Annotated in this window: 18 protein-coding genes; 13 read left to right on the plus strand and 5 right to left on the minus strand. The window is 42.3% G+C overall.

Translation table 11 applies throughout. The annotated features are described in order from the left end of the window. The first annotated feature begins 250 nt into the window (after positions 1-250). From tlp to F9802_RS05815, 3 genes are all read left to right on the plus strand, one after another. Positions 251-487, plus strand: coding sequence for a small acid-soluble spore protein Tlp (tlp, locus tag F9802_RS05805; RefSeq protein ID WP_152150198.1), 237 nt, complete (start codon positions 251-253; stop codon positions 485-487). Between the two features lie 113 nt (positions 488-600). Beyond that, positions 601-1,527, plus strand: coding sequence for an NAD(P)/FAD-dependent oxidoreductase (locus F9802_RS05810; RefSeq protein ID WP_152150199.1), 927 nt, complete (start codon positions 601-603; stop codon positions 1,525-1,527). Positions 1,528-1,636: 109 nt separating this feature from the next. Then, complete coding sequence (locus F9802_RS05815) at positions 1,637-3,790, plus strand: DNA topoisomerase III (protein WP_152150200.1); 2,154 nt, start codon at positions 1,637-1,639, stop codon at positions 3,788-3,790. Positions 3,791-3,859: 69 nt separating this feature from the next. Here F9802_RS05815 and F9802_RS05820 read toward each other — a convergent pair whose 3' ends face one another. Further along, positions 3,860-4,156: a hypothetical protein gene (locus F9802_RS05820; protein ID WP_152150201.1), complete on the minus strand. Its 297-nt coding sequence runs from the start codon at positions 4,154-4,156 to the stop codon at positions 3,860-3,862. Between the two features lie 172 nt (positions 4,157-4,328). Here F9802_RS05820 and F9802_RS05825 point away from each other — a divergent pair, with 172 nt between their 5' ends. From F9802_RS05825 to F9802_RS05835, 3 genes are all read left to right on the plus strand, one after another. Further along, positions 4,329-5,270: a magnesium transporter CorA family protein gene (locus tag F9802_RS05825; protein WP_152150202.1), complete on the plus strand. Its 942-nt coding sequence runs from the start codon at positions 4,329-4,331 to the stop codon at positions 5,268-5,270. Between the two features lie 161 nt (positions 5,271-5,431). Further along, positions 5,432-8,155: an aconitate hydratase AcnA gene (gene acnA / locus F9802_RS05830; protein ID WP_152150203.1), complete on the plus strand. Its 2,724-nt coding sequence runs from the start codon at positions 5,432-5,434 to the stop codon at positions 8,153-8,155. A gap of 202 nt (positions 8,156-8,357) precedes the next feature. Next, positions 8,358-8,501, plus strand: coding sequence for an FbpB family small basic protein (locus tag F9802_RS05835; RefSeq protein ID WP_152150204.1), 144 nt, complete (start codon positions 8,358-8,360; stop codon positions 8,499-8,501). 118 nt (positions 8,502-8,619) lie between these two features. Here the strand turns inward: F9802_RS05835 and ggt are convergent, their stop codons facing one another. Both ggt and F9802_RS05845 read right to left on the minus strand, forming a co-directional pair. Continuing rightward, positions 8,620-10,308, minus strand: coding sequence for a gamma-glutamyltransferase (ggt, locus tag F9802_RS05840; protein WP_152150205.1), 1,689 nt, complete (start codon positions 10,306-10,308; stop codon positions 8,620-8,622). 24 nt (positions 10,309-10,332) lie between these two features. After that, the gene (locus F9802_RS05845; RefSeq protein ID WP_152150206.1) at positions 10,333-11,469 is read right to left on the minus strand and encodes a M20 family metallopeptidase; all 1,137 of its coding nucleotides are present in this window, start codon (positions 11,467-11,469) and stop codon (positions 10,333-10,335) included. Between the two features lie 149 nt (positions 11,470-11,618). Here F9802_RS05845 and F9802_RS05850 point away from each other — a divergent pair, with 149 nt between their 5' ends. Both F9802_RS05850 and F9802_RS05855 read left to right on the plus strand, forming a co-directional pair. Beyond that, complete coding sequence (locus F9802_RS05850; protein WP_152150207.1) at positions 11,619-12,041, plus strand: acyl-CoA thioesterase; 423 nt, start codon at positions 11,619-11,621, stop codon at positions 12,039-12,041. Between the two features lie 18 nt (positions 12,042-12,059). After that, positions 12,060-12,362, plus strand: coding sequence for a hypothetical protein (locus F9802_RS05855; RefSeq protein WP_152150208.1), 303 nt, complete (start codon positions 12,060-12,062; stop codon positions 12,360-12,362). 29 nt (positions 12,363-12,391) lie between these two features. Here F9802_RS05855 and F9802_RS05860 read toward each other — a convergent pair whose 3' ends face one another. Together F9802_RS05860 and plsY are read right to left on the minus strand one after the other, a co-directional pair. Next, positions 12,392-12,691, minus strand: a complete 300-nt coding sequence (locus F9802_RS05860) for a HesB/YadR/YfhF family protein (RefSeq protein ID WP_152150209.1) — start codon at positions 12,689-12,691, stop codon at positions 12,392-12,394. Between the two features lie 94 nt (positions 12,692-12,785). Beyond that, positions 12,786-13,373, minus strand: a complete 588-nt coding sequence (gene plsY / locus F9802_RS05865; RefSeq protein WP_152150210.1) for a glycerol-3-phosphate 1-O-acyltransferase PlsY — start codon at positions 13,371-13,373, stop codon at positions 12,786-12,788. Positions 13,374-13,550: 177 nt separating this feature from the next. Between plsY and F9802_RS05870 the strand changes: the two genes are divergently transcribed. The 5 genes from F9802_RS05870 to F9802_RS05890 all read left to right on the plus strand — a co-directional run bounded on the left by F9802_RS05870 (position 13,551) and on the right by F9802_RS05890 (position 21,541). Beyond that, the gene (locus F9802_RS05870) at positions 13,551-14,849 is read left to right on the plus strand and encodes a purine/pyrimidine permease (RefSeq protein ID WP_152150211.1); all 1,299 of its coding nucleotides are present in this window, start codon (positions 13,551-13,553) and stop codon (positions 14,847-14,849) included. Positions 14,850-14,907: 58 nt separating this feature from the next. Beyond that, the gene (locus F9802_RS05875; protein ID WP_152150212.1) at positions 14,908-15,318 is read left to right on the plus strand and encodes a CoA-binding protein; all 411 of its coding nucleotides are present in this window, start codon (positions 14,908-14,910) and stop codon (positions 15,316-15,318) included. Between the two features lie 248 nt (positions 15,319-15,566). Beyond that, the gene (gene parE / locus F9802_RS05880; RefSeq protein ID WP_404799145.1) at positions 15,567-17,519 is read left to right on the plus strand and encodes a DNA topoisomerase IV subunit B; all 1,953 of its coding nucleotides are present in this window, start codon (positions 15,567-15,569) and stop codon (positions 17,517-17,519) included. A gap of 4 nt (positions 17,520-17,523) precedes the next feature. After that, complete coding sequence (gene parC / locus F9802_RS05885) at positions 17,524-19,950, plus strand: DNA topoisomerase IV subunit A (protein WP_152150214.1); 2,427 nt, start codon at positions 17,524-17,526, stop codon at positions 19,948-19,950. 172 nt (positions 19,951-20,122) lie between these two features. Continuing rightward, positions 20,123-21,541 (plus strand): alanine/glycine:cation symporter family protein, encoded by a 1,419-nt coding sequence (locus F9802_RS05890; protein ID WP_152150302.1) that lies wholly within the window; start codon positions 20,123-20,125, stop codon positions 21,539-21,541. Positions 21,542-21,875 lie beyond the last annotated feature (334 nt).

The raw sequence follows: 21,875 nt of genomic DNA on the forward strand, positions 1-21,875 counted from the left end.
GCAAGTAGCACTCGATTGTCCGAAGGCGATTCATTCCCCACTTAATACTGGGCTGCGCCCTTCGCGTATTTGAAGATGGGGGTATTCTCGCCCGAAAATCTGATAAATTATTTTTTGAGTGCAATTATAACTATGTGCAAAATTCAAATAATTATATTGTGAAATAATCTGTCCATAAATTACCTCGTTAAAGACTCTGCTAACAGGAAAAGCTATTGTTTGTATGATCATTAAAAAGGAGGACAATTGTATGAACAACAAACCAAATCCAGATGACAGATCAAATAATGTAGAAAGACTCCAGGATATGGTAGAAAATACGATTGGAAATATGGAGAGAGCGGAAGAAACGATGATGAACGCCGGACCGGAAGAACGACAAGCAATTGAAGAGAAAAACGCACGCCGCAGGGAGAGCATTGCCGGCATGCGGGAAGAAATAAAAGATGAGGCAAGTGCTCGGGAAAACGGACAAATAAACGGCTGATCGAAAGGACGCAGTTTTGCGTCCTTTCTTTCTTTATTTATATGTTTTTTCTTCTTTTAAAAGGGAAATAGGTGATGTCAAAAAGGGCCAGCAAAATAAATGGGAGGAAAAATATGAACAGCGAAGCATTGGATGTGGTTATTATAGGCGGCGGCCCGGGCGGATTAAGCGCGGCTCTTGTATTAGGAAGATCGCTGAGAAAGGTGATGGTGATTGACGAAGGAAAACCAAGAAACCGAGTGACCGCCAAGGCACATGGATTCCTGACAAGAGATGGTATGAAGCCATCTGAAATAAGGGAGATTGCGCACGAACAGATGAAGCATTACCGTAATGTGCAAATTTCGAAAGATGTCGTCGAAATTGTTGAGAAAAGAGACGGACTCTTTGTCATTAAGACGAGAAATGAAAAAACGATCTTAAGCAAAAAAATGATCGTTGCTACCGGAATGAAAGATCATTTACCGGGAATTCCCGGAATGAAAGAAGTGTACGGAAAAACATTGTTTCATTGTCCTTACTGTGATGGGTGGGAGCGGAAGAACGAAACACTCGCTGTATTTGGCAATGGAAAAGCGTTAATGCCTTTTATTAAAACCATTTACAACTGGAGTAAGGATTTAATCGTTTTCACAAATGGGAAAGCAGACATAAGTGAAGAAGAAAAACAGCAGCTGATGCAGCGTAACATTGGATTAATCGAATCTCCTGTTACAGCAATTGAATCTACAAACGGCAAACTGGAAAAAGTGGTCCTGCAAAGTGGGGACGTTGTCAGCAGAAAAGGCGGATTCATGGTAACGACTGGAGAAAGGCAAGCCTCTGCAATACCCGCCCTGCTGGGTGTCTCATTAAATGAAAAAGGAGAATATGAAACAGATGAACACGGCCAAACAAATATTGAAGGCCTTTTCGTTATCGGAGATGCCAAAAATACATTTACGAGCCTGGTTGGTGCCGCCAGCCAAGGTTATGAAGCAGGTGTCAAAATAAACAATGAATTTGTAGAAGAAAAATGGGTTGACAGCGATTCTCCTTAATACGTTATCCTATACTTTTAGTGCATTTTATGTACAATCTTCCCCCTCTTTCCGCCGAACGATGATATAATTTAGATAGTCATAAACACAAAAGTAAGGAGAACGGCCGATGAAAATTATAATTGCCGAAAAACCAGATCAAGGCCGGACACTGGCCTCACCGTTTAAATCAATCAAGCGGGACGGCTTTTTAGAAATCGCGCCAAATCGCTTTTTTCCAAAGGGAGCTTATATGACGTGGGCCGTTGGGCATTTAACTCAGCTCGTCCCTCCTGAAACATATGAATCTGCTTGGAAAAAATGGTCAATAGACGCTTTGCCGATGATTCCAGAGAAATTCCAATATGAAGTGGCCAAGTCAAAATACAAACAATTTAATGTAGTAAAAAAACTTTTGCGGGATTCGAAGGTAACAGAGATTATCCATGCAGGAGACGCCGGCCGTGAAGGAGAACTGATCATTCGCAACATCATCAGCTTGAGCGGCGTAAACAAGCCGCTTAAACGGTTATGGATTTCTTCTTTAACAAAAAAAGCGATTGAACAAGGCTTTGAAAAGCTGCTGGATGGGAATGAAACGAGAAATTTGTATTATGAAGCTTATACAAGAGCTTGTGCAGACTGGCTTGTCGGTATGAATGCATCACGAGTATACAGCATCCTGCTGAAAAATCATGGGATGAATGATGTTTTTTCAGCGGGGCGCGTACAGACACCGACGCTCGCGTTGATTGTGAAGCGTGAACTTGAAATTGAACATTTCAAGCCAGAGCCATTTTGGGAAGTCATTGCCCAATTTAACATAGATGGCAAAAAGTATGAGGGGAAATGGGAAAAAAACGGGGAATCGCGGCTGGATAATCAAGAAATGGCCGAAAAGATCGCGGCTTTTTGTCATGGTAAAAAAGCTGTAGTCCGCCAATTGAAGAAAGAACGAAAAGTTTTTCAACCTCCGCTTTTATTTAATTTATCCTCACTTCAAGCCACCGCTAACAGCGCCTTTAAATTCTCGCCTAAAAAAACACTCGACCTCGCCCAGTCGCTTTATCAAAAAGGTATCATTTCTTATCCGCGCAGTGATTCCAATTATGTGAGTGAAGGAGAAGCAGCTACGTTTTCGGAAGTTTTACAAAAGCTGCGGCGGCTGACTGAATATGAACAGCTCGTTCCTGCAGTAGTGCCTTCTATTGTCAGCAACAAAAGGTTTGTCAACAGCAAAAAAGTGTCAGACCATTATGCCATTATTCCGACTGAACAAGTAAAGGATCCTAATAAGCTGCCTGCTGAAGAAAAGAAAATTTATGACTTAATTGTCCGTCGGCTCATTGCGGCCCATTATGATTCGGCTGTATTTGATTACACGACGGTTGTCACACTAGTCGATGGTCGGGCCGAGTTTATCTCTAAAGGAAAGCAGCTGATTGAAGAAGGCTGGAGAAAAGTCATTTTTCAAAATGAAGAAGATAAAGATGTTATTTTGCCTCCTTTAAAAGAAGAAGAAATGGGAGTGGCAGAAAAGGCACTCGTGAAAGCAGGACAGACTCAGCCGCCGAAACGCTATACAGAAGGACAGTTAATTACATTAATGAAAACAGCGGGTAAATATTTAGATAACGAAGAGCTTGAGAAAACATTGAAGCAAACGGAAGGGCTGGGCACGGAAGCAACGCGGGCCGGCATTATTACTATGTTGAAAGACAGAAAGTATATTGATGTGAAGAAAAATTTAGTGTTTGCGACAGATAAAGGGAAAGTATTGATCGCAGCGATTGGGGATAAAATACTCGCTTCCCCGGAAATGACGGCCAGGTGGGAACAGCGTCTGACAAAAATAGGCGAAGGCGAAGCATCTCCGTCTGAATTTATGGAGCAGACGAAAAAGATGACTGCTAAAATTATTCAAGATGCGGTCAGTTTATCGAAGGAATGGTCATTCGCAGGACTAGATACGGAGTCTATTCAACGTTCCGCTTATAAAAAAAGGTCTAATACTTCATTGGGAAATTGTCAAAAATGCGAAGGGAAAGTTGTGGATAAAGGTTCGTTTTACGGCTGCACAAATTACGCAAAAACAAAATGCAACTTTACCATTTCCAAGAAGATACTCAGTAAGACAATTACACAAGCTAATGTGAAAAAATTATTAACTTCTGGAAAAACGGACACGATCACGGGCTTTAAAAAAGGAGATAAAGTATTTAATGCCGCACTGGAACTCGGTCGCCAGGATGGAAAAATCAGCTTTATTTTTGCCAATGATTAAATGGGAAAAGACGATGCTCAAGGCGCCGTCTTTTCTTTTTATGTTTCCATCCACGATATTATTTTATTTTCATTGTTGTTCTTTCTCGTTATAGTACTTCACACCGAACTGGGCACCTTCATCAACCATCTTATTATCGGCGACATCCTCAGGGTGCGGATGTCCAGCTTTTAAAATAGGGAATTCATCTTTCGAAGGTTGGACATCCATATTCATTTTCTTTTTAGCCGTATTCATCATGCTGTCGAATTTCGCACGGTTTTCGTCTTTTGAAAGCCACCAGGCTGCTGCTCCTGCTCCAAGGAGCATATAACCTAATCCACCGCCTTTGCCAATTTGATTTCTTTCCATATTCCTTCCAAACATAATAGAATTCCTCCTTAAAAAACTTCAAGCTTTTATTATATTTTATACAAATGAATATTGCTCCTTGCATTATAATTACCCGGATGTGGACAAATTAAAACACGTAGCTTGTTTCTTTCCTCTTCATGAGGGTATTTGAATAGTGCAAACATAAGTAATAGGGGGAGTGAACATGGAGCATACTTTTAATGGCGGCAAATGGTCCTGGCATGAACTCAGCCAGTCGCAAGTCGATCAAGCTATAAAGTTCGCCGAACAATATAATTCATATAATAAATGGGCTGAAGAAACGAAAAAAAATATGACGAACAATCTGCAAGTGGATACGAGTGAAGAAGGAAAAGAAGCTTTGTGGGGATCGCTTGTTTATTATCAGAATGTGGAAGAAAAAGAAGGGAAACAAGTGTTTCACTTCTATCTAACGAAAAAATGTTTAATTACTGATAATCTGGATGTGTCAATGCTTGATGGAGTGGACGAGGATATTATCAGAAAGAAAATGGATCAAGCCGATTGTCCAGTAGAAGGCTTTATGATTATGGTTGGCGATCTTATGAATCATTTTCTCGGAAAAATTGATGCGTTTGAAGTTCGTCTAAGGGATTTACTTTGGAGGATTAAAGAAAAAAACAATACAGAAATTCTTGATCAAACAGCGAAAAACCGTCATGAACTTCTTATATGGCAAAATTTAATTATCCCAGTTTTAGAAATAAAGTACGGGATCGAAGAAACGTTTGGCAATGATGTTTCTAAAGGAATTCATTTCAAAAGGGCAGCTAAACGTATTGAGCGTGCATACATGTTAATAAATGAATATGATAAAGAACTGAAGGCGATGGTAGAGTTGGAAAATACAGTTTCCACACACCGGGGGAATGAAATTATGAAAACCCTGACCGTCCTGACCACACTGTTTACGCCTGTTACAGCATGGGGAGCTGTTTGGGGGATGAACTTTAAAAATATGCCTGAACTTGACTGGAAATTGGGCTACATCTTCTCATGGGGGATCATCGCTGTCTCTACTTTAATTTTATATATTTATTTATTGAAAAAAGGCTGGATGGGCGATATATTACGAGGGAAAAGAAAGAACTCATTTTTTAAATAGATAGTTTCAACTTATAAGTAAACCTTATCAAACTCGATTCAATTCTCGTTATTTACTTATGTAGAGGATTGTATTATGATGAAAAGGTATGAAAAGCGGAGAAATATTTCTTCTGCTTTTCAGCTATGCTTACATACTTAATTAAAAGAGGGGGAATCGGGATGGCAAAGAATGATGTATTTAATGCCCGTTCAAGTTTTGAGCTCGATGGTAAACGGTACAATTACTATCGTTTAGCAGCTCTGGAAGAAGCGGGTGTGGCGAAAGTATCCCGCCTGCCATATTCGATCAAAGTTTTATTAGAATCTGTATTGCGCCAGCATGATGGCTATGTTATTAAAAAGGAACATGTTGAAAATCTGGCTAAATGGGGAGCCGCTGATTTAAAAGAAGCAGAAGTGCCGTTTAAGCCTTCACGTGTTATTTTGCAAGACTTCACTGGTGTTCCTGTTGTCGTTGACCTTGCTTCTTTACGTAAAGCAATGGCGGACATGGGCGGCAATCCGGATGTTATCAATCCTGAAATTGGGGTTGACCTTGTCATCGACCACTCCGTCCAAGTAGACACATACGGTACACCGGAAGCGCTTGAAAGAAATATGGAACTTGAATTTGAGCGCAATGCTGAGCGTTATGAATTTTTAAGCTGGGCGCAAAAAGCATTTGATAACTATCGCGCAGTGCCACCGGCAACTGGTATCGTTCACCAAGTAAACCTTGAGTACCTTGCTAATGTTGTGCATGCCGTAGAAACTGCTAACGGCGAACTGGAAGCTTATCCGGATACGCTTGTCGGAACGGATTCCCATACGACGATGATCAACGGAATCGGTGTTCTCGGCTGGGGCGTCGGTGGTATTGAAGCGGAAGCAGGTATGCTTGGTCAGCCTTCTTACTTCCCGGTTCCAGAAGTTATCGGTGTAAAATTATTAGGAGAACTTCCAAACGGTGCGACAGCGACTGACTTAGCGCTGAAAGTAACGCAAGTATTGCGTGCTAAAGGTGTAGTAGGCAAGTTCGTTGAGTTCTTCGGCCCTGGTGTTTCCCAGCTGCCACTCGCAGACCGTGCGACAATCGCTAATATGGCGCCTGAATACGGAGCAACTTGCGGATTCTTCCCAGTTGATGCAGAGTCATTAGACTACATGCGTTTAACTGGACGTGAAGAAAGCCATATCCGCGTAGTGGAACAATACTTGAAAGAAAACGATATGTTCTTCACACCTGCAAATGAAGATCCTGTTTATACAGACGTTGTTGAATTGGACCTTGCTGATATTGAGCCGAACTTATCTGGTCCGAAACGTCCGCAAGATTTAATTCCGCTTTCCAGCATGCAAAACTCATTCCAGGAAGCGATCAGCGCTCCGGAAGGCAACCAAGGATTCGGATTAACTCCGCAAGAATTGGATAAAGAAACGACAGTTAAATTTGCTGACGGCGAAAAAACGGATATGAAAACTGGTGCGGTTGCAATTGCAGCGATTACATCTTGTACAAACACGTCTAACCCATACGTATTGCTTGCTGCAGGCTTAGTAGCGAAAAAAGCAGTTGAACTTGGATTAGAAGTGCCGAAGTATGTGAAAACATCATTAGCACCTGGATCCAAAGTTGTTACTGGTTACCTTCGTGATGCCGGCTTAATGGGCTACATGGAGAAGCTGGGCTTCAATCTTGTAGGTTACGGTTGTACAACATGTATTGGTAACTCCGGTCCGTTAAAAGATGAAATTGAAAAAGCGATTGTTGACGCTGATCTTTTAGTTACGTCCGTTCTTTCAGGTAACCGTAACTTCGAAGGTCGTATCCATCCGCTCGTAAAAGCAAACTATCTCGCTTCACCGCCATTAGTAGTTGCTTACGCTTTGGCTGGAACTGTCAATATTGATTTTGCAAAAGATCCAATCGGTAAAGATAAAGATGGCAAAGATGTCTTCTTTAAAGATATTTGGCCGGAAACAGACGAAGTAAAAGAAGTAGTACAGCGCGCTGTTACGCCGGAATTGTTCCGCAAAGAGTACGAACGGGTATTTGACAGCAACTCTCGCTGGAACCAAATTCAAACGAGCAACGAAGCTCTTTACAGCTGGAATGATGATTCCACTTATATTCAAAACCCGCCATTCTTTGAAGGACTGTCAGCAGTACCTGAAAAAATTGAAGCTCTTAAAGGCTTGCGCATAATGGGTAAATTCGGTGACTCAGTGACAACTGACCATATTTCTCCGGCAGGGGCGATTGGAAAAGACACACCTGCAGGCAAATACTTGCGTTCAAAAGGTGTTGAACCGCGCGACTTTAACTCTTACGGATCACGCCGAGGCAACCATGAAGTCATGATGCGCGGCACATTCGCTAACATCCGTATTCGTAACCAGGTTGCTCCTGGAACAGAAGGTGGATTCACGACTTATTGGCCAACAGGCGAAATCATGCCGATTTATGATGCATGCATGAAGTACCAAGAAGATGGCACAGGCCTTGTTGTACTTGCTGGTAAAGATTACGGAATGGGTTCATCTCGTGACTGGGCAGCCAAAGGAACAAATCTTCTAGGAGTGAAAACAGTTATCGCAGAAAGCTATGAGCGTATTCACCGTTCAAACCTTGTGATGATGGGTGTGCTTCCACTTCAATTTAAACTTGGTGAAAATGCAACAACATTAGGTTTAACTGGTAAAGAAGTAATTGAAGTTGATTTAAACGATAACGTAAAACCGCGTGATGTTGTAACGGTTACAGCTACAGATGAAGAAGGCAACAAGAAAGAATTCCAAGCTCTTGTCCGCTTTGATTCAGATGTAGAAGTAGATTACTATCGCAACGGAGGCATCCTGCAAATGGTGCTTCGTGGTAAACTGCAGGATATTAAAGCAAAATAAGTTATTTTTCAAAAGAGACGGGCTCATGCTTGTCTCTTTTTTACTTTTGGAAAATAGGCCCACTTGTTGTTTTAAACAAACAATAGACGGAATTTTCGAATTAATCTAACTAATTGTTAAAATTATTTGAAAATTTCGTATAAAGTCTTGTGTTTTAGGGTAAATTGTTCATAATTGGCTATGAGAAGGGAGGGAATACACCATGAGAAAAATGCAAAGGAAATCATTCGCCGAACTTGTGAAAGAAAATAAGCGTGAATTGTTAGATAACCCAGATGCGATGAAAGCGATCGAAGAAAGATTGGAAGAACGTCTGGAAATGAAACGCTTTGGTCAGGCAAAGTAAATAATTCCGAAGACCAATGAATCATTGGTCATACATAAAAAGAGCTGTTCCAATCCTTTTGGTCTGTTTTAAACTAAAACAGACAATCAGACAGATGGAAACAGCTTTTTTATTTTAATTAATTTTCCACTTTGTTGACGCCCACCGGAATACCGGGTCTGGAGGAGTCACTTGCTCCATACAGCTGATTGGCTTGATAATCAAATAGTACGGCCTGAACGTTGCCCATAGGAAGAGCGATTTCATCAAATTGAAAGTTCATCTTTTCCAATACACGTTTTGCTTCATCAGGCAATCCTTCTTCCCACCAGATTAACGGTCCAGTTCCATTAAAAATGCGAGGTTCCTCTATTGCATCTTTTAAGTCCATTTCATAATCAATCACATGAATGATCGTTTGCAGCACAGACGCTACGATCGTCGGACCACCCGGTGAACCTAGAGTCAATAATGGCTGTCCGTCTTTAAAAATCATCGTCGGTGTTTTCATACTAACAGGATATTTGTTCGGCTCTACACTGTTAACGCCGCCAGGGGACGGATCAAAATCAGTCATATCATTATTTAATAAAAAGCCATAGCCTGGAACCATAATACCTGAACCAAAAGTATGTTCCAAAGAAGATGTGCAAGCTGCGATATTTCCGTCTTTATCAACGGCAATAAAGTGAGTTGTTTCTGAACCAATTTCAAATGACTGCGCTTTTAAGCCGCTTGGCTGCTTGCCTTCATCAAATTGCCATGGATTACCGGCAGTAATTTCATCATTGCGAAATTTGAAGTTGTACAATTTAACCCGCTCATCCAGATATTCGGGGCTAAGCAAACCTTCAATTGGAATATCGTAAAAATCAGGATCACTCATAAAAGCTAACTTGTCGGCTGTCATGATCCGCAGCGTTTCAGCGATTAAATAATATTTTTCCCAAGAATGAATATCGTACTGGCCGATATTCAACCGTTCAAGCAGCTTCAACATATAAAGAAGAGAGAAACCGCCGCCATTTGGCGGGGCGGGTACAACAATATCTAACCCCTTGTAAGTCGCTTGAAGCGGTGGCTTTACTTCTGCTTCATAGGCAGCGAGATCCTCCAAATCTAAACAGCCTTCAAATTTCTGTACCTCTTTAATAATCGCTTTACCGATAGCACCGCCGTAAAAAGAGTCTGCTCCGTTTTTTTGCAGCTCTTTTAAAGCGTTCGTTAAATCATCATTAACTACTATTTCGCCCTCAGTTAAAGGCACATCGTCGGGAAAGAAAAAAGCTTTGCCTTCCTCTCCAAGCCGATTCCCAAACCGTTCAAGCCCTGATTTCCATGTTTTATTTACTTTTACGCCTTTTTCAGACAAGCTGATAGCGGGTTCAATTGCATCTGCCCACGTCTTGCTTCCATAAGTCTTTATCGCCTTATCGAAAGCTTTTAAGGTTCCAGGTATTGCTACTGCAGTACCGGGGGTAGACCGTTCAAAAAACGGAATGATATCTTGATTTTCATCGACAAACACATTTTTCCGGGCGTTTTTTGGCGCTTTCGAGTGACCTTGAATCACTTTTGTTTCTTGTTTTTTTGCATCGTAATAAATAATAAATCCACTTGAGCCAAGGCCCGTATTAAAAGGTTCAGAGACAGCAAGGGCAAACTGCATGGCCGCCAATGCATCCATGGCATTGCCGCCCGATTTTAGGACGTCTGCGCCAATTGTTGAAGCTTCCTCCGTGGCGCTGGCTGCCATGCCGTAATCCCCCCAGGCGCGCTGCTGTCCGTCTTCTTTTTTCTGGTTTTTCAACATGTTTCTTATATCCATATCCTGCACCTCGAGTTATTAGAATTAATCAGATAATCGTTCAATTGTTTTTGCAAGCAAAACTGTACGGTCAACGAGAGAATTTAAATCTGTGTACTCATCTGTTTCACTATGTGAAAATTCCCCAATAGGACCTATTCCGTCAATTGTTGGTATGCCTTTAATGGCGGTATAAGCTGCATCTGAACCTCCGCCTGTACTGACTTCTTTAATATCGAAACCAAGTTCTTTTCCTGTTGCCTGGACAATTTTAAATAATTCTTCCGATTCAGCTGTCCTTTCCATTGGCGGCCGGCCCATGTTACCAGATAATTCTGTCTGTGTACCGGCAACTGTTTCATCAGCCGCTATTTCATTAATCGATTTAGTAATGTTCATCGCCTGATCTTTATTTTTTACGCGGACATCAATTTGCGCTTCTGCTTTGGGGGCAACTGTGTTAACGGAAGTACCTCCATTTATCAATCCGACATTCACAGTCAACCCTTGATCATAATCATTCAGTTGCTGCAGACGAATGACTTTATGAGCCAGCTCTTCAATCGCACTGATTCCAATCTCCGGCTCCACGCCTGAATGGGCGCTTTTCCCTTTGACATTCATTTTAAAACGGCCGACACCTTTTCTTTCGGTGACGACACCGTCATTAGGCCGGCCACATTCGACAACTAGACTGTAATCCTTATTGGCAGATGCTTCTTCAATTAATGCTTTTGATGAAACAGACCCGATCTCTTCATCGCTGTTAAAAATAATATGAACGTTGTTAATAGCGGGTGATCCGCTTTCTTTTAATGCTTTCATGGCGTAGAGTACTTGTACATGGCTCGCTTTTTCATCATTTACACCTGGTCCGTATGCTTTATCCCCGATAATGGAAAAAGGCCGCTTTTCTGCTTCTCCCTTTGGAAATACGGTATCCATATGGGCAATAATCAAAATTTTGGGGGCACAATCCCGGTCTGCTTTAATTTCAAGATGGTTGCCTTCTTTAGTTTGCCGATGCACTTTCACAAACATGCCAATTTCTTCGAATTTATCTTTTAATAAGGCGCCTACTTGATCGACGCCTTTTTTATCATAAGAATTGCTGTCTGTATTGACGAGTGTTTCCAAAAAATCAATCATTTCTTGCTTGTTATCTTGGATATATTCAATCAAAGAGAACCCTCCTGTATTAATATCTATTTATTAGTGTTACCCAATTGTTTGGAGTGGGTAAACACGCTTTATTTTGTTGGTGGCCTAGGCTATACTGAATAAATCAGGGTGGAGGGCTTCCCCAAAAAGAAATAAGGGAGATCGGATAGATGTTCATATCAGAAAAAGAAGTGCAAGTACGTTATGCAGAAACGGATGCGATGCAGGTTGTGTATCATGGAAATTATGTTGTTTGGCTCGAGCTTGGCCGCACGCAGTTAATTGAAGATCTTGGATTTAATTATGCTGCAATGGAGAACGAAGGATATGTAGCTCCTGTGTTAGACATTCAGCTTTCTTATAAAAAGCCGTTTCGCTACGGGGATATAGCATGGGTGTATACGTGGATTGAGGAATATAACGGGGTGCGCACTGTATATGGCTATAAAATTAAAAATAAAGAAGGGGAAGTTTGTTTGACAGGGACGACTTCTCATACGATTGTGAAAAAAGAAACGTTTCGGCCGGTTTCGATGAAACGGATTTTCCCCGAATGGCATAAAGTATATGAAGAAAATAAGAAACAAGCTTAATGCAGGCAGGAGAAAGCAATGGCATTTGGCATAAAGAAAGAAGAACTGGCAGAGTGGAAGCGGCAAATCGACGCTGGAAACATCGCCTTTTTAACTCATTACTGGCTTGATGAAAGATTTCCGCATTGTCATACAGTCACAAAAGTGGGCTGCCGGGATTTAAAAAAGCTCGCGGGATGGGGAGCGGAATATGGTCTTCGAAAAGAGTGGATCGACTGCAGAACAGGTGGTTACTCACACTTTGATTTACTTGGTGATCGCCAAAAAGAAATTTTAACAAAAGAAGGGCTGTACAGCCATATTGAGCGATTTCAATTATAAAAAGCGAAAAGGCGCAGCCTTTTCGCTTTTTATGAGGGATGTTTTACATACTCATATTCTGGCTCGTCCAATTTTTCGTTGTATTTCACGAGCAAATCATGGCCATCAAAGAACCAAAGGTCATTTTGTTCAACAAAATAAACAGCTCCGTCGCTTTCGTTTTTCGCTCCGATGTCAATAGGTTCCTCTTTATTCACTCCGAGAGAAAACCCTTGATGCAAAGGGCTGGAACCGCCGTAACGCACGTAAAACCGCACGAAATGGCCAGGACTCACATCCATTTCGTCTTTAAACCATGAGAGAGCTTTCGGTTCTAATTGAATGTTCATGCCTAATTCACCTCGACTTTTTCCCAGTGTATCATGTAAAGGGAAAATGACAAAAGCAGACGCTCGACGTGCAGTTCAACCGCTCAACAGCTGCTTACATCCACTTAATTTTAGGTTCTGTCTTGTTTTTAATTCGGGAAATATTAGCGCGATGCCGATAGATGACAAAAAAAGCTAAAATGCAAACGACGATAATAAGCGGTACGTCGCCAAGAATAATGGAATAGGTTACAGCCGTTACAGCAACAATAATGGATGATAAAGACACGTATTTGGAGAGATAGAGCGCTATAAAAAAAGTCAGCAAGAGAACAATGAACATAACCGGCTGAAAAGCGAGCAATACGCCGCCTGAAGTTGCCACCGCTTTTCCTCCTTTGAATCCAGCAAATATCGGAAACATGTGGCCGACAACGGCTGTCATCCCGGCAATAAGCAGGTGAAGCTCCAGCTCCGAACCGAGCCATATAGGCAGCAGTGTTGCAGCTGTTCCTTTCAAAATATCTGCGAGCGTAACGACGATTCCTGCTTTTACTCCGAGTGTGCGAAAAGAGTTAGTAGCACCAAGGTTTCCGCTGCCATGTTCACGAATATCAATCCCAAAAAATACTTTGCCAACAATTAAGCCGGAAGGGATCGACCCGATTAAATAAGCTAATAAAATAATAAATGCAATAATCATACCTTTGCCCCTTTAACTCATCTTTATTAATATGTATGACAGCATCCGAATGCTGATTCTTATTTTACCATGCACGCAGGGAGAAGAGGAGACTTTTCCGTTGCTTGAATGAAAAAATTGGCGTACGCTGTATAAATGGAAAAAAGGATTGACCTCTTAAAAGAAGGAGGGGAACTGATGAAATTGTTTTTTAGTTCCGTTCAATGGATGGCTTTTATATTGGCTAGTTCACTTGTCGCCCCAATTGCGATTGCCGGTCTGTTTGGTTTTTCGGCAGCTGATACGGCGCTGTTCGTGCAGCGGACGATGTTCGTGCTTGGACTCTCCGGTGTTATCCAGGCTTTAATTGGTCACCGATTGCCTATTAACGAAGGGCCGGCGGGAATCTGGTGGGGAGTGTTTGCTATTTATGCGGGCTTTGCCGGCACAATTTACTCATCAACCGAACAAGCACTGCAAAGTCTTGAAGGTGGAATGATCGTCTCAGGTATTTTCTTTATCTTATTAGTCGTATTTGGCTTTTTGAACCGTCTTGCCAAGCTTTTTACGCCGACTGTGACATTTATTTATTTGCTTCTGTTAATCTTGCAGCTGAGCGGATCATTTATGAATGGAATGCTCGGATTGACTGAAAAAAGCGAAGTGATCCAGCCGGTTGTTTTGGGTGGCAGTCTCGCTGTGCTGATAGCAGCTTTTTACTTTTCTGCGCATCGACAAGAATGGGTCCGGCAATATTCCGTGATCATTTCATTAGCGTTTGGTTGGCTCTTCTTTAAAATAATCGGCGAAGCGCCGGCTTTGCCGGTGTCAGGAGACAGCTTTTTTAGTTTCCCAGGCTTGTTTGAGTTTGGGCCTCCCATATTCGATATGGCAACGATTGTAACGGCCGGTTTTATCACCCTGTTGTTAACAGCTAATATGATCGCATCTATTCGAGTGATGGAAGAAGTGATCAGCCAAGTAACCGGGACAACAAAAGAAGGGCGTCACCAGGCAGCTGGAGTTGCTGCAGGTCTCAATCAAATGATTGGAGGGATCTTTGCGGCGATTGGTTCTGTACCGATTTCAGGGGCGGCGGGCCTTGTCGCGCAAACAGGTAATGCGTCCATCAAACCGTTTTTAGGAGGGTCGCTATTCATTATATTGCTAAGCATTTGCCCGCCCGCCATGAATCTTCTTGCTTCGTTGCCGGCTCCAGTAGGGTATGCAGTCATTTTTGTTATTTTTTCAAAAATGGCCGGATTCGCTTTTGCAGAACTGGATAAAGTAAAAGACAAAGATACTTCACGGCTCGTCGTAGGTGTAGCTTTGCTCACAGGGGTCGGTGCTATGTTTGTGCCTTCTGCTGCTTTTGCTCATTTCCCAGTGGCAGTTACTGCTGTTTTAAATAACGGCTTAATTTTCGGCACAGTAACAGCCATCGCCGTTGAACAATTTGTTTTACTGACTCAACGAAAGGAAAAGAAGATGATATAGAAGGATATACAGATGTAAAAGTCGAAGTAATATTACAAAGCACAGAGGAGGATGTTGCATGATTAACAACCCTACAAGAGAAGAGATGGGGCAGCTTTTAAAAAATTCCAAAACGATTGCCGTAATAGGACTTAGTGATAATCCGAACCGGACGAGCTATATGGTTTCGGAAGCGATGCAGCAGGCAGGTTATAAAATTATCCCGGTAAATCCTGTTGTTGATGAAGTGCTCGGAGAAAAAGCGGTCGCATCACTCAAAGACATTCAGGAGCCGGTCGATATTGTCAATGTTTTTCGCCGCTCCGAGTATTTGCCGGAAATCGCCAGGGAATTTGCTGAAATAAATTGTGATATTTTTTGGGCGCAGCTCGGTGTAGCCAATGAAGAAGCGTACCGCTTTTTAAAAGAAAAAGGCAAAACGGTCATTATGGACCGCTGCATCAAAGTGGAGCACGCTTTAACAAAATAACATAGATTGACAAAACAAGCGGCATCTTTCCCCGCTTGTTTTTTTGCCTTATTGTATTTGCATAAATTGTTTTCTGCCCATACAATAAGGCAGAGGAAAAACGGTTGCAATCAATAGCTTAAATAACGGCGATCTTCTAGCGAAATGGTGAAGACTTGTTATTTTTATGATATAATGAATTATGCGAACGTCTGTTTGTTTTTTGAGGAAGGCTGAAAGGGGAATTTTTAGTGGCAAAAAAAGAAGCAATTTTTGAATATAACGATGATGCCATTCAAGTCCTTGAAGGATTGGAAGCGGTCAGAAAACGGCCGGGAATGTATATTGGCTCCACTGACACGAGGGGGCTGCATCATTTAGTTTATGAAATAGTGGATAACTCAGTCGATGAAGCGCTTGCAGGCCATGGTGAGGAAATAAAAATTATCATCCATAAAGATCAGTCGGTCAGCGTACAGGATTTCGGCCGTGGGATGCCAACGGGCATGCATAAAATGGGCAAACCGACGACCGAAGTCATTTTAACTGTGCTTCACGCCGGCGGGAAGTTCGGCCAGGGCGGGTATAAAACGAGCGGCGGTCTGCATGGCGTCGGTGCTTCTGTCGTTAATGCTTTATCTGAATGGCTCACCGTTACCATTCACCGTGATGGTTTTATTTATGAACAGCGGTTTGAACAGGGTGGTATTCCAGTAACGACGCTTGAAAAAATTGGAACAACGAAGAAAACAGGCACAACTATTCACTTTAAGCCGGATGATTCGATTTTTAGTACGATTAATTATAATTTTGACACGCTCAGCGAACGGTTAAGAGAATCTGCCTTTTTATTGAAAGGCATGAAAATTAGTTTAAAAGACGAACGCCAAAAAATAGAAGAAGTGTTTTATTATGAAAAAGGCATTGAAGAATTTGTCAAATATTTAAACGGCGAGAAAGACACTTTGCATCAGGTCGCTTCCTTTGCGGGGGAACAAAACGGGATTGAAGTGGACTTCGCTTTTCAGTTTAATGACGGTTATTCTGAAACGATTTTGTCTTTCGTTAATAACGTCCGAACGAAGGACGGCGGCACGCACGAGGCCGGTGCCCGCACAGCGATGACGAGAGTGTTTAATGAATATGCCCGCAAAGTGAACTTGCTGAAAGAGAAAGATAAGAACCTGGAAGGGACCGACATTCGTGAAGGACTGGCGGCCATCGTCTCTGTGCGCATTCCGGAAGAACTGCTGCAGTTTGAAGGGCAGACAAAAGGGAAACTTGGCACGAGTGAAGCCCGTTCGGCAGTAGATAGTGTGGTTTCTGCTCAGCTCTCTTATTTCTTAGAGGAAAACCCCGATATTAGTTCGCTGTTAATTAAAAAAGCCGTTAAAGCCGCTCAGGCGAGAGAAGCAGCAAGAAAAGCCCGCGAAGATGCCCGCAACGGTAAAAAGCGCAAACGGAATGACGGTATTCTTTCCGGAAAGCTTACCCCTGCCCAGTCGCGCAACCCACAAAAAAATGAATTGTATTTAGTAGAAGGAGATTCAGCCGGCGGCTCGGCCAAACAAGGACGCGATCGGCGTTTTCAAGCGGTTCTGCCGCTTCGGGGGAAAGTTATTAATACCGAAAAAGCAAAATTAGCCGATATTTTTAAAAATGAAGAAATTAATACGATTATTCATGCCATTGGTGCAGGCGTTGGCCCTGATTTTAATGTCGATGATGCCAACTATGAAAAAATCATTATCATGACCGATGCGGATACGGACGGCGCCCATATTCAAGTACTGCTGCTTACCTTCTTTTATCGTTATATGAAGCCGTTGATTGAAGCAGGAAAAGTATATATTGCGCTGCCGCCGCTTTATAAAGTCAGCAAAGGCAGCGGGAAAAAAGAGAAAGTCGAATATGCCTGGACAGATGACGAACTGGCAGAAACGATGAAAAAAGTAGGAAAAGGCTGCATGCTTCAGCGTTATAAAGGGCTCGGTGAAATGAATGCGGACCAGCTGTGGGAAACGACGATGAACCCTGATTCCAGAACGCTGATCCGTGTGCTCATCGATGATGCTGCCCGGGCGGAGCGCCGCGTAACTACTTTGATGGGCGATAAAGTCGAGCCGCGCCGGAAATGGATTGAATCGAATGTGGCTTTCGGACTGGAAGATGACAGCAATATTTTAGAAAATGAAAATCTTTCAGTCGGCGAGGAGGAATAACTAGATGCAAAAAGAAGTTTTTCAGGATTTACCGCTTGAAGATGTGCTCGGCGACCGGTTCGGGCGCTACAGTAAATATATTATTCAAGAACGGGCGCTCCCTGATGCCCGCGATGGGTTAAAGCCGGTCCAGCGCCGGATTTTATATGCGATGTATGCGGAAGGTAACACGCACGAAAAAGGCTTTCGGAAATCAGCGAAAACGGTCGGGAATGTCATCGGGAACTTTCACCCGCATGGCGATTCATCGGTTTATGATGCGATGGTGCGGATGAGCCAGGAGTGGAAGCTTCGCCAGCTGCTCGTGGAAATGCACGGCAACAACGGCTCTGTTGACGGTGATCCGCCGGCTGCCATGCGTTACACAGAAGCAAGGCTGTCAGCTATTTCCGGAGAGTTATTAAAAGATATTGATAAACGAACGGTCGACTTTATCCCGAATTTTGATGATACGACTGAAGAGCCGACTGTTTTGCCGGCACGCTTTCCGAGCTTACTAGTCAATGGCTCAACGGGGATCTCGGCAGGGTATGCTACTGAAATTCCTCCGCATCAGCTCGGTGAAGTGATTGATGCCGTTATTATGAAAATGGATCGGCCTGAATGTACGGTGGAGGAATTGATGACAGTCATCAAAGGTCCGGATTTTCCGACAGGAGGGATTATTCAAGGCGTTGACGGCATTGAAAAAGCTTATAAGACGGGAAAAGGAAAAATCATTGTGCGCGGCAAAGCTGACATAGAAGAAATCAGGGGAGGAAAGAAGCAAATTGTCATTACAGAAATCCCCTATGATGTCAATAAAGCGAATCTCGTGAAAAAAATAGATGATTTCAGGCTTGATCGGAAAGTGGAAGGAATTGCGGAAGTAAGAGATGAAACCGATCGTACCGGCCTTCGTATCGTGATTGAATTAAAAAAAGACGGCGATGCGAAAGGAATTTTAAATTATTTATACAAAGCGAGCGATTTGCAAATCAGTTATAACTTCAACATGGTCGCGATCCACAACCAGCGGCCGGTACTCATGGGCTTGCAGGCGCTTCTTGATGCTTACATAAGCCATCAAAAAGAAGTCGTAACAAAACGGTCCGAATATGAACTATCGAAAGCGAAAGCCCGCCAGCATATCGTCGAAGGGCTGATGAAGGCGCTGTCGATACTTGATGAAGTCATCGCTGCGATTCGAGCGTCAAAAGATAAGCGTGATGCCAAAAACAACTTGATGGCTGCTTTCGATTTTACAGAAGCACAGGCAGAAGCGATTGTCAGTCTACAATTATACAGGCTGACGAACACCGACATTACTGCTCTGCAAAAAGAAGCGGAAGAGTTGGCGGCTGAAATTGAACAGTTGACCGCCATTTTGGCGAGTGAAAAAAAATTAACAGGAGTTATAAAAAAAGAATTAAAAGACGTTAAGAAAAAATATAATGATGCAAGACGGACAGTCATAGAAAAAGAAATTGAAGAAATAAAAGTGAACCTTGAAGTGTTGATTCCGAACGAAGAAGTGATCGTTACTGTCACAAAAGATGGGTACATTAAACGGACGAGCCTGCGCTCTTATTCCGCATCCGGCGGAAAGGACTTGGCCATGAAAGAGACCGACCGGCTTCTCTACAAGGAAGAGATCAACACAACGGATGTCTTGCTTGTATTCACAAATAAGGGGAATTATTTGTATTTACCAGTTCATGAGCTGCCCGATATCCGCTGGAAAGATCTTGGCCAGCACTTGGCGAGTCTTGTTACCCTTGAAAAAGACGAATCGGTGATCACCACCTTTGCCGTTAAAGATTTTCAAGAACCGCACTATCTCTTATTTGCGACGAAAAATGGGATGATTAAGCGCACCGAACTCGCTTCCTACAAAGTACAGCGCTATTCAAGAGCGCTTACTGCCATTAAATTAAAAGCAGACGATGAAGTGGCCGGCGTCCATATAACGAACGGCAAAAATCAACTATTCCTGGCGACTGCCTTTGGTTACGGATTATTATTTTCCGAAGAAGAAGTGAGTGTAGTCGGGCCGCGAGCGGCTGGTGTAAAAGGAATTAATTTAAAAGAAGGTGATTCCTTAGTGAGCCTTGAAGTGTGGGGACCTGAAGAAGAAAAAGATTTACTGCTCGTCACGCAGCGCGGAGCAGTGAAAAAAATGAAATCGACCGAATTTGAGCCGTTATCACGTGCGGCAAGAGGCGTTATTATGCTTCGGGAATTAAAAGCAAATCCTCATCGTGTCGCTGCTCTGAAATTAATTGATCCAGGAGAACAAGTAGTGCTGCAAACAGAAAAAGGAAAAATAGAATCGTTTGATTTCTCTAAATTAAAACGAAGTGATCGTTATTCCAACGGAGCATTTGTTATCGATGAAAAAGAAAGCGGGCGGATAACGGCTGTCTGGAAGCTGATAACACCGGAAGAGTAAAGGGAGAAGCTGGACTTTTTGGCCAGCTTCTCTTTTTGTCTTTACACAAAAAAAGCAGGGGGAATGTTTGAAAGGTTTATTCTTGTCAGTTGATTGCATGCAATTCTTTTGATAGAGTAAAACAGAATTATTTTTATTAATTAATTTTGAAGGAGCGTATTTTATGGAGTGGATGGAAACTATTGACCAGTACATATTAACAATAAATGACTATTTGTATACGTATCTCATGATTGCACTGTTAATCGGGCTTGGATTGTTTTTTTCTATAAAAACAAATTTTGTCCAGTTTCGTTTATTTAAAGAAATGTTTCGGGTCATCCTTGAAAAATCAACTATTTCTACCAGTGGCAAGCGTGGCATTTCTTCCTTTCAGGCTTTCACGATCAGTGCCGCTTCTCGTATCGGAACAGGAAACTTAGCCGGTGTGGCAACAGCAATTGCCGCTGGTGGTCCGGGAGCTGTCTTTTGGATGTGGGTGATTGCGTTTATTGGCGCCGCATCCAGTTTTGTTGAAAGTACTTTAGCCCAAATATATAAAGTGAAGGACAATGATAATTTTCGTGGAGGACCCGCTTACTATATGGAAAGAGGTTTGAATAAAAGGTGGATGGGGATTATCTTTGCCATTACGATCACTTTTTGTTTCGGCCTCGTATTTAACGCCGTTCAATCTAATACGATTTCCATTGCGATGAACGAAGGGTTCAATGTTTCAAAACCTTTAATGGGTCTCGTTCTCGCAGTTTTAACCGCCTTTATTATTTTTGGCGGTCTCAAAAGAATCGCCCAGGTCACGCAAGTGCTTGTTCCGGTAATGGCCATCATCTATTTAATCGTGGCCGGTATTGTATTATTAATGAACTTAACGGAAATCCCTGCTATGTTCATGCTGATCGTCAAAAGTGCTTTTGGCATGGAGGAGGCTCTCGGTGGAACGCTCGGTGCTGCTGTGCTAAACGGGGTAAAACGCGGTCTGTTTTCAAATGAAGCCGGTATGGGTTCGGCTCCGAACGCAGCTGCAACCGCTTCTGTCAGCCATCCTGTCAAACAAGGATTAATTCAGACGCTTGGTGTTTTCGTGGATACTATTTTAGTCTGCTCCGCGACTGCCTTTATTATCTTATTATCCGGTGAATATTTACGGGAGGATGCCTCCTCCATCAATTTGACTCAATCAGCTCTTTCTGTTCATATTGGTGACTGGGCGACGATTTTTCTCGCTGTGGCTATTTTCCTTTTTGCTTTCAGTTCAGTTATCGGTAACTATTACTATGGGGAAACAAACATTGAGTTTATTAAAGAATCATCAGTGGCACTCTTTATTTATCGTCTTGCAGTTATCGCAATGGTGTATTTTGGTTCTGTGGCGAAAATCAGCCTCGTCTGGGATCTTGCCGATTTATTTATGGCGATTATGGCCTTTATTAACTTAATTGCGATTGCCATGCTTTATAAAATAGCTATGGCAGCGCTCCGTGATTATCGTCAGCAGCGGAAGGCGGGCAAAGATCCTGTCTTTTATGCTGATTCGATTGAAGGAATCGGGGATACGGACTGCTGGGAACGCAAGCCGGAAACGGAAAAGTAATAAAAACCATGACGTAAATGTGAATTGCACCCCTTAAAGCAGATGGTAAAAACACTGCTTTAAGGGGTGATTCTTATAAAAAAATATAAAGGTTATTTTATAAAAAATGCACTATGTGCAAAATTCAAACAAAATATTTAATGTGTGTCTAAAGCAAGTAGGAAACAATCTATTTTTTTCTTATAAAATTTGATAAAATTTTAAACATGAAATCCGGAATCCATTGACTACGATAAAAGATTTCGTTCAATTGTAGAAGCAGCGGCAATAAATACAGTGATATCATTTATCCGAACTGCAGCGCATTGAATTTATGATGGATGAATTTTTAATA

The organism is Bacillus aerolatus (assembly GCF_009183655.1).
Taxonomy (GTDB): domain Bacteria; phylum Bacillota; class Bacilli; order Bacillales; family Domibacillaceae; genus Pseudobacillus; species Pseudobacillus aerolatus.

Excerpts from the sequence above, each read along its gene's own strand:
- F9802_RS05835 (WP_152150204.1), top strand. The coding sequence starts at position 8,358 with ATGAGAAAAATGCAAAGGAAATCATTCGCCGAACTTGTGAAAGAAAAT.
- F9802_RS05820 (WP_152150201.1), bottom strand. The coding sequence starts at position 4,156 with ATGTTTGGAAGGAATATGGAAAGAAATCAAATTGGCAAAGGCGGTGGA.
- plsY (WP_152150210.1), bottom strand. The coding sequence starts at position 13,373 with ATGATTATTGCATTTATTATTTTATTAGCTTATTTAATCGGGTCGATC.
- F9802_RS05815 (WP_152150200.1), top strand. The coding sequence starts at position 1,637 with ATGAAAATTATAATTGCCGAAAAACCAGATCAAGGCCGGACACTGGCC.
- tlp (WP_152150198.1), top strand. The coding sequence starts at position 251 with ATGAACAACAAACCAAATCCAGATGACAGATCAAATAATGTAGAAAGA.
- acnA (WP_152150203.1), top strand. The coding sequence starts at position 5,432 with ATGGCAAAGAATGATGTATTTAATGCCCGTTCAAGTTTTGAGCTCGAT.
- F9802_RS05860 (WP_152150209.1), bottom strand. The coding sequence starts at position 12,691 with ATGAACATTCAATTAGAACCGAAAGCTCTCTCATGGTTTAAAGACGAA.
- F9802_RS05870 (WP_152150211.1), top strand. The coding sequence starts at position 13,551 with ATGAAATTGTTTTTTAGTTCCGTTCAATGGATGGCTTTTATATTGGCT.
- F9802_RS05875 (WP_152150212.1), top strand. The coding sequence starts at position 14,908 with ATGATTAACAACCCTACAAGAGAAGAGATGGGGCAGCTTTTAAAAAAT.
- ggt (WP_152150205.1), bottom strand. The coding sequence starts at position 10,308 with ATGGATATAAGAAACATGTTGAAAAACCAGAAAAAAGAAGACGGACAG.
- F9802_RS05810 (WP_152150199.1), top strand. The coding sequence starts at position 601 with ATGAACAGCGAAGCATTGGATGTGGTTATTATAGGCGGCGGCCCGGGC.
- parC (WP_152150214.1), top strand. The coding sequence starts at position 17,524 with ATGCAAAAAGAAGTTTTTCAGGATTTACCGCTTGAAGATGTGCTCGGC.
- F9802_RS05825 (WP_152150202.1), top strand. The coding sequence starts at position 4,329 with ATGGAGCATACTTTTAATGGCGGCAAATGGTCCTGGCATGAACTCAGC.
- F9802_RS05855 (WP_152150208.1), top strand. The coding sequence starts at position 12,060 with ATGGCATTTGGCATAAAGAAAGAAGAACTGGCAGAGTGGAAGCGGCAA.
- F9802_RS05890 (WP_152150302.1), top strand. The coding sequence starts at position 20,123 with ATGGAAACTATTGACCAGTACATATTAACAATAAATGACTATTTGTAT.
- F9802_RS05850 (WP_152150207.1), top strand. The coding sequence starts at position 11,619 with ATGTTCATATCAGAAAAAGAAGTGCAAGTACGTTATGCAGAAACGGAT.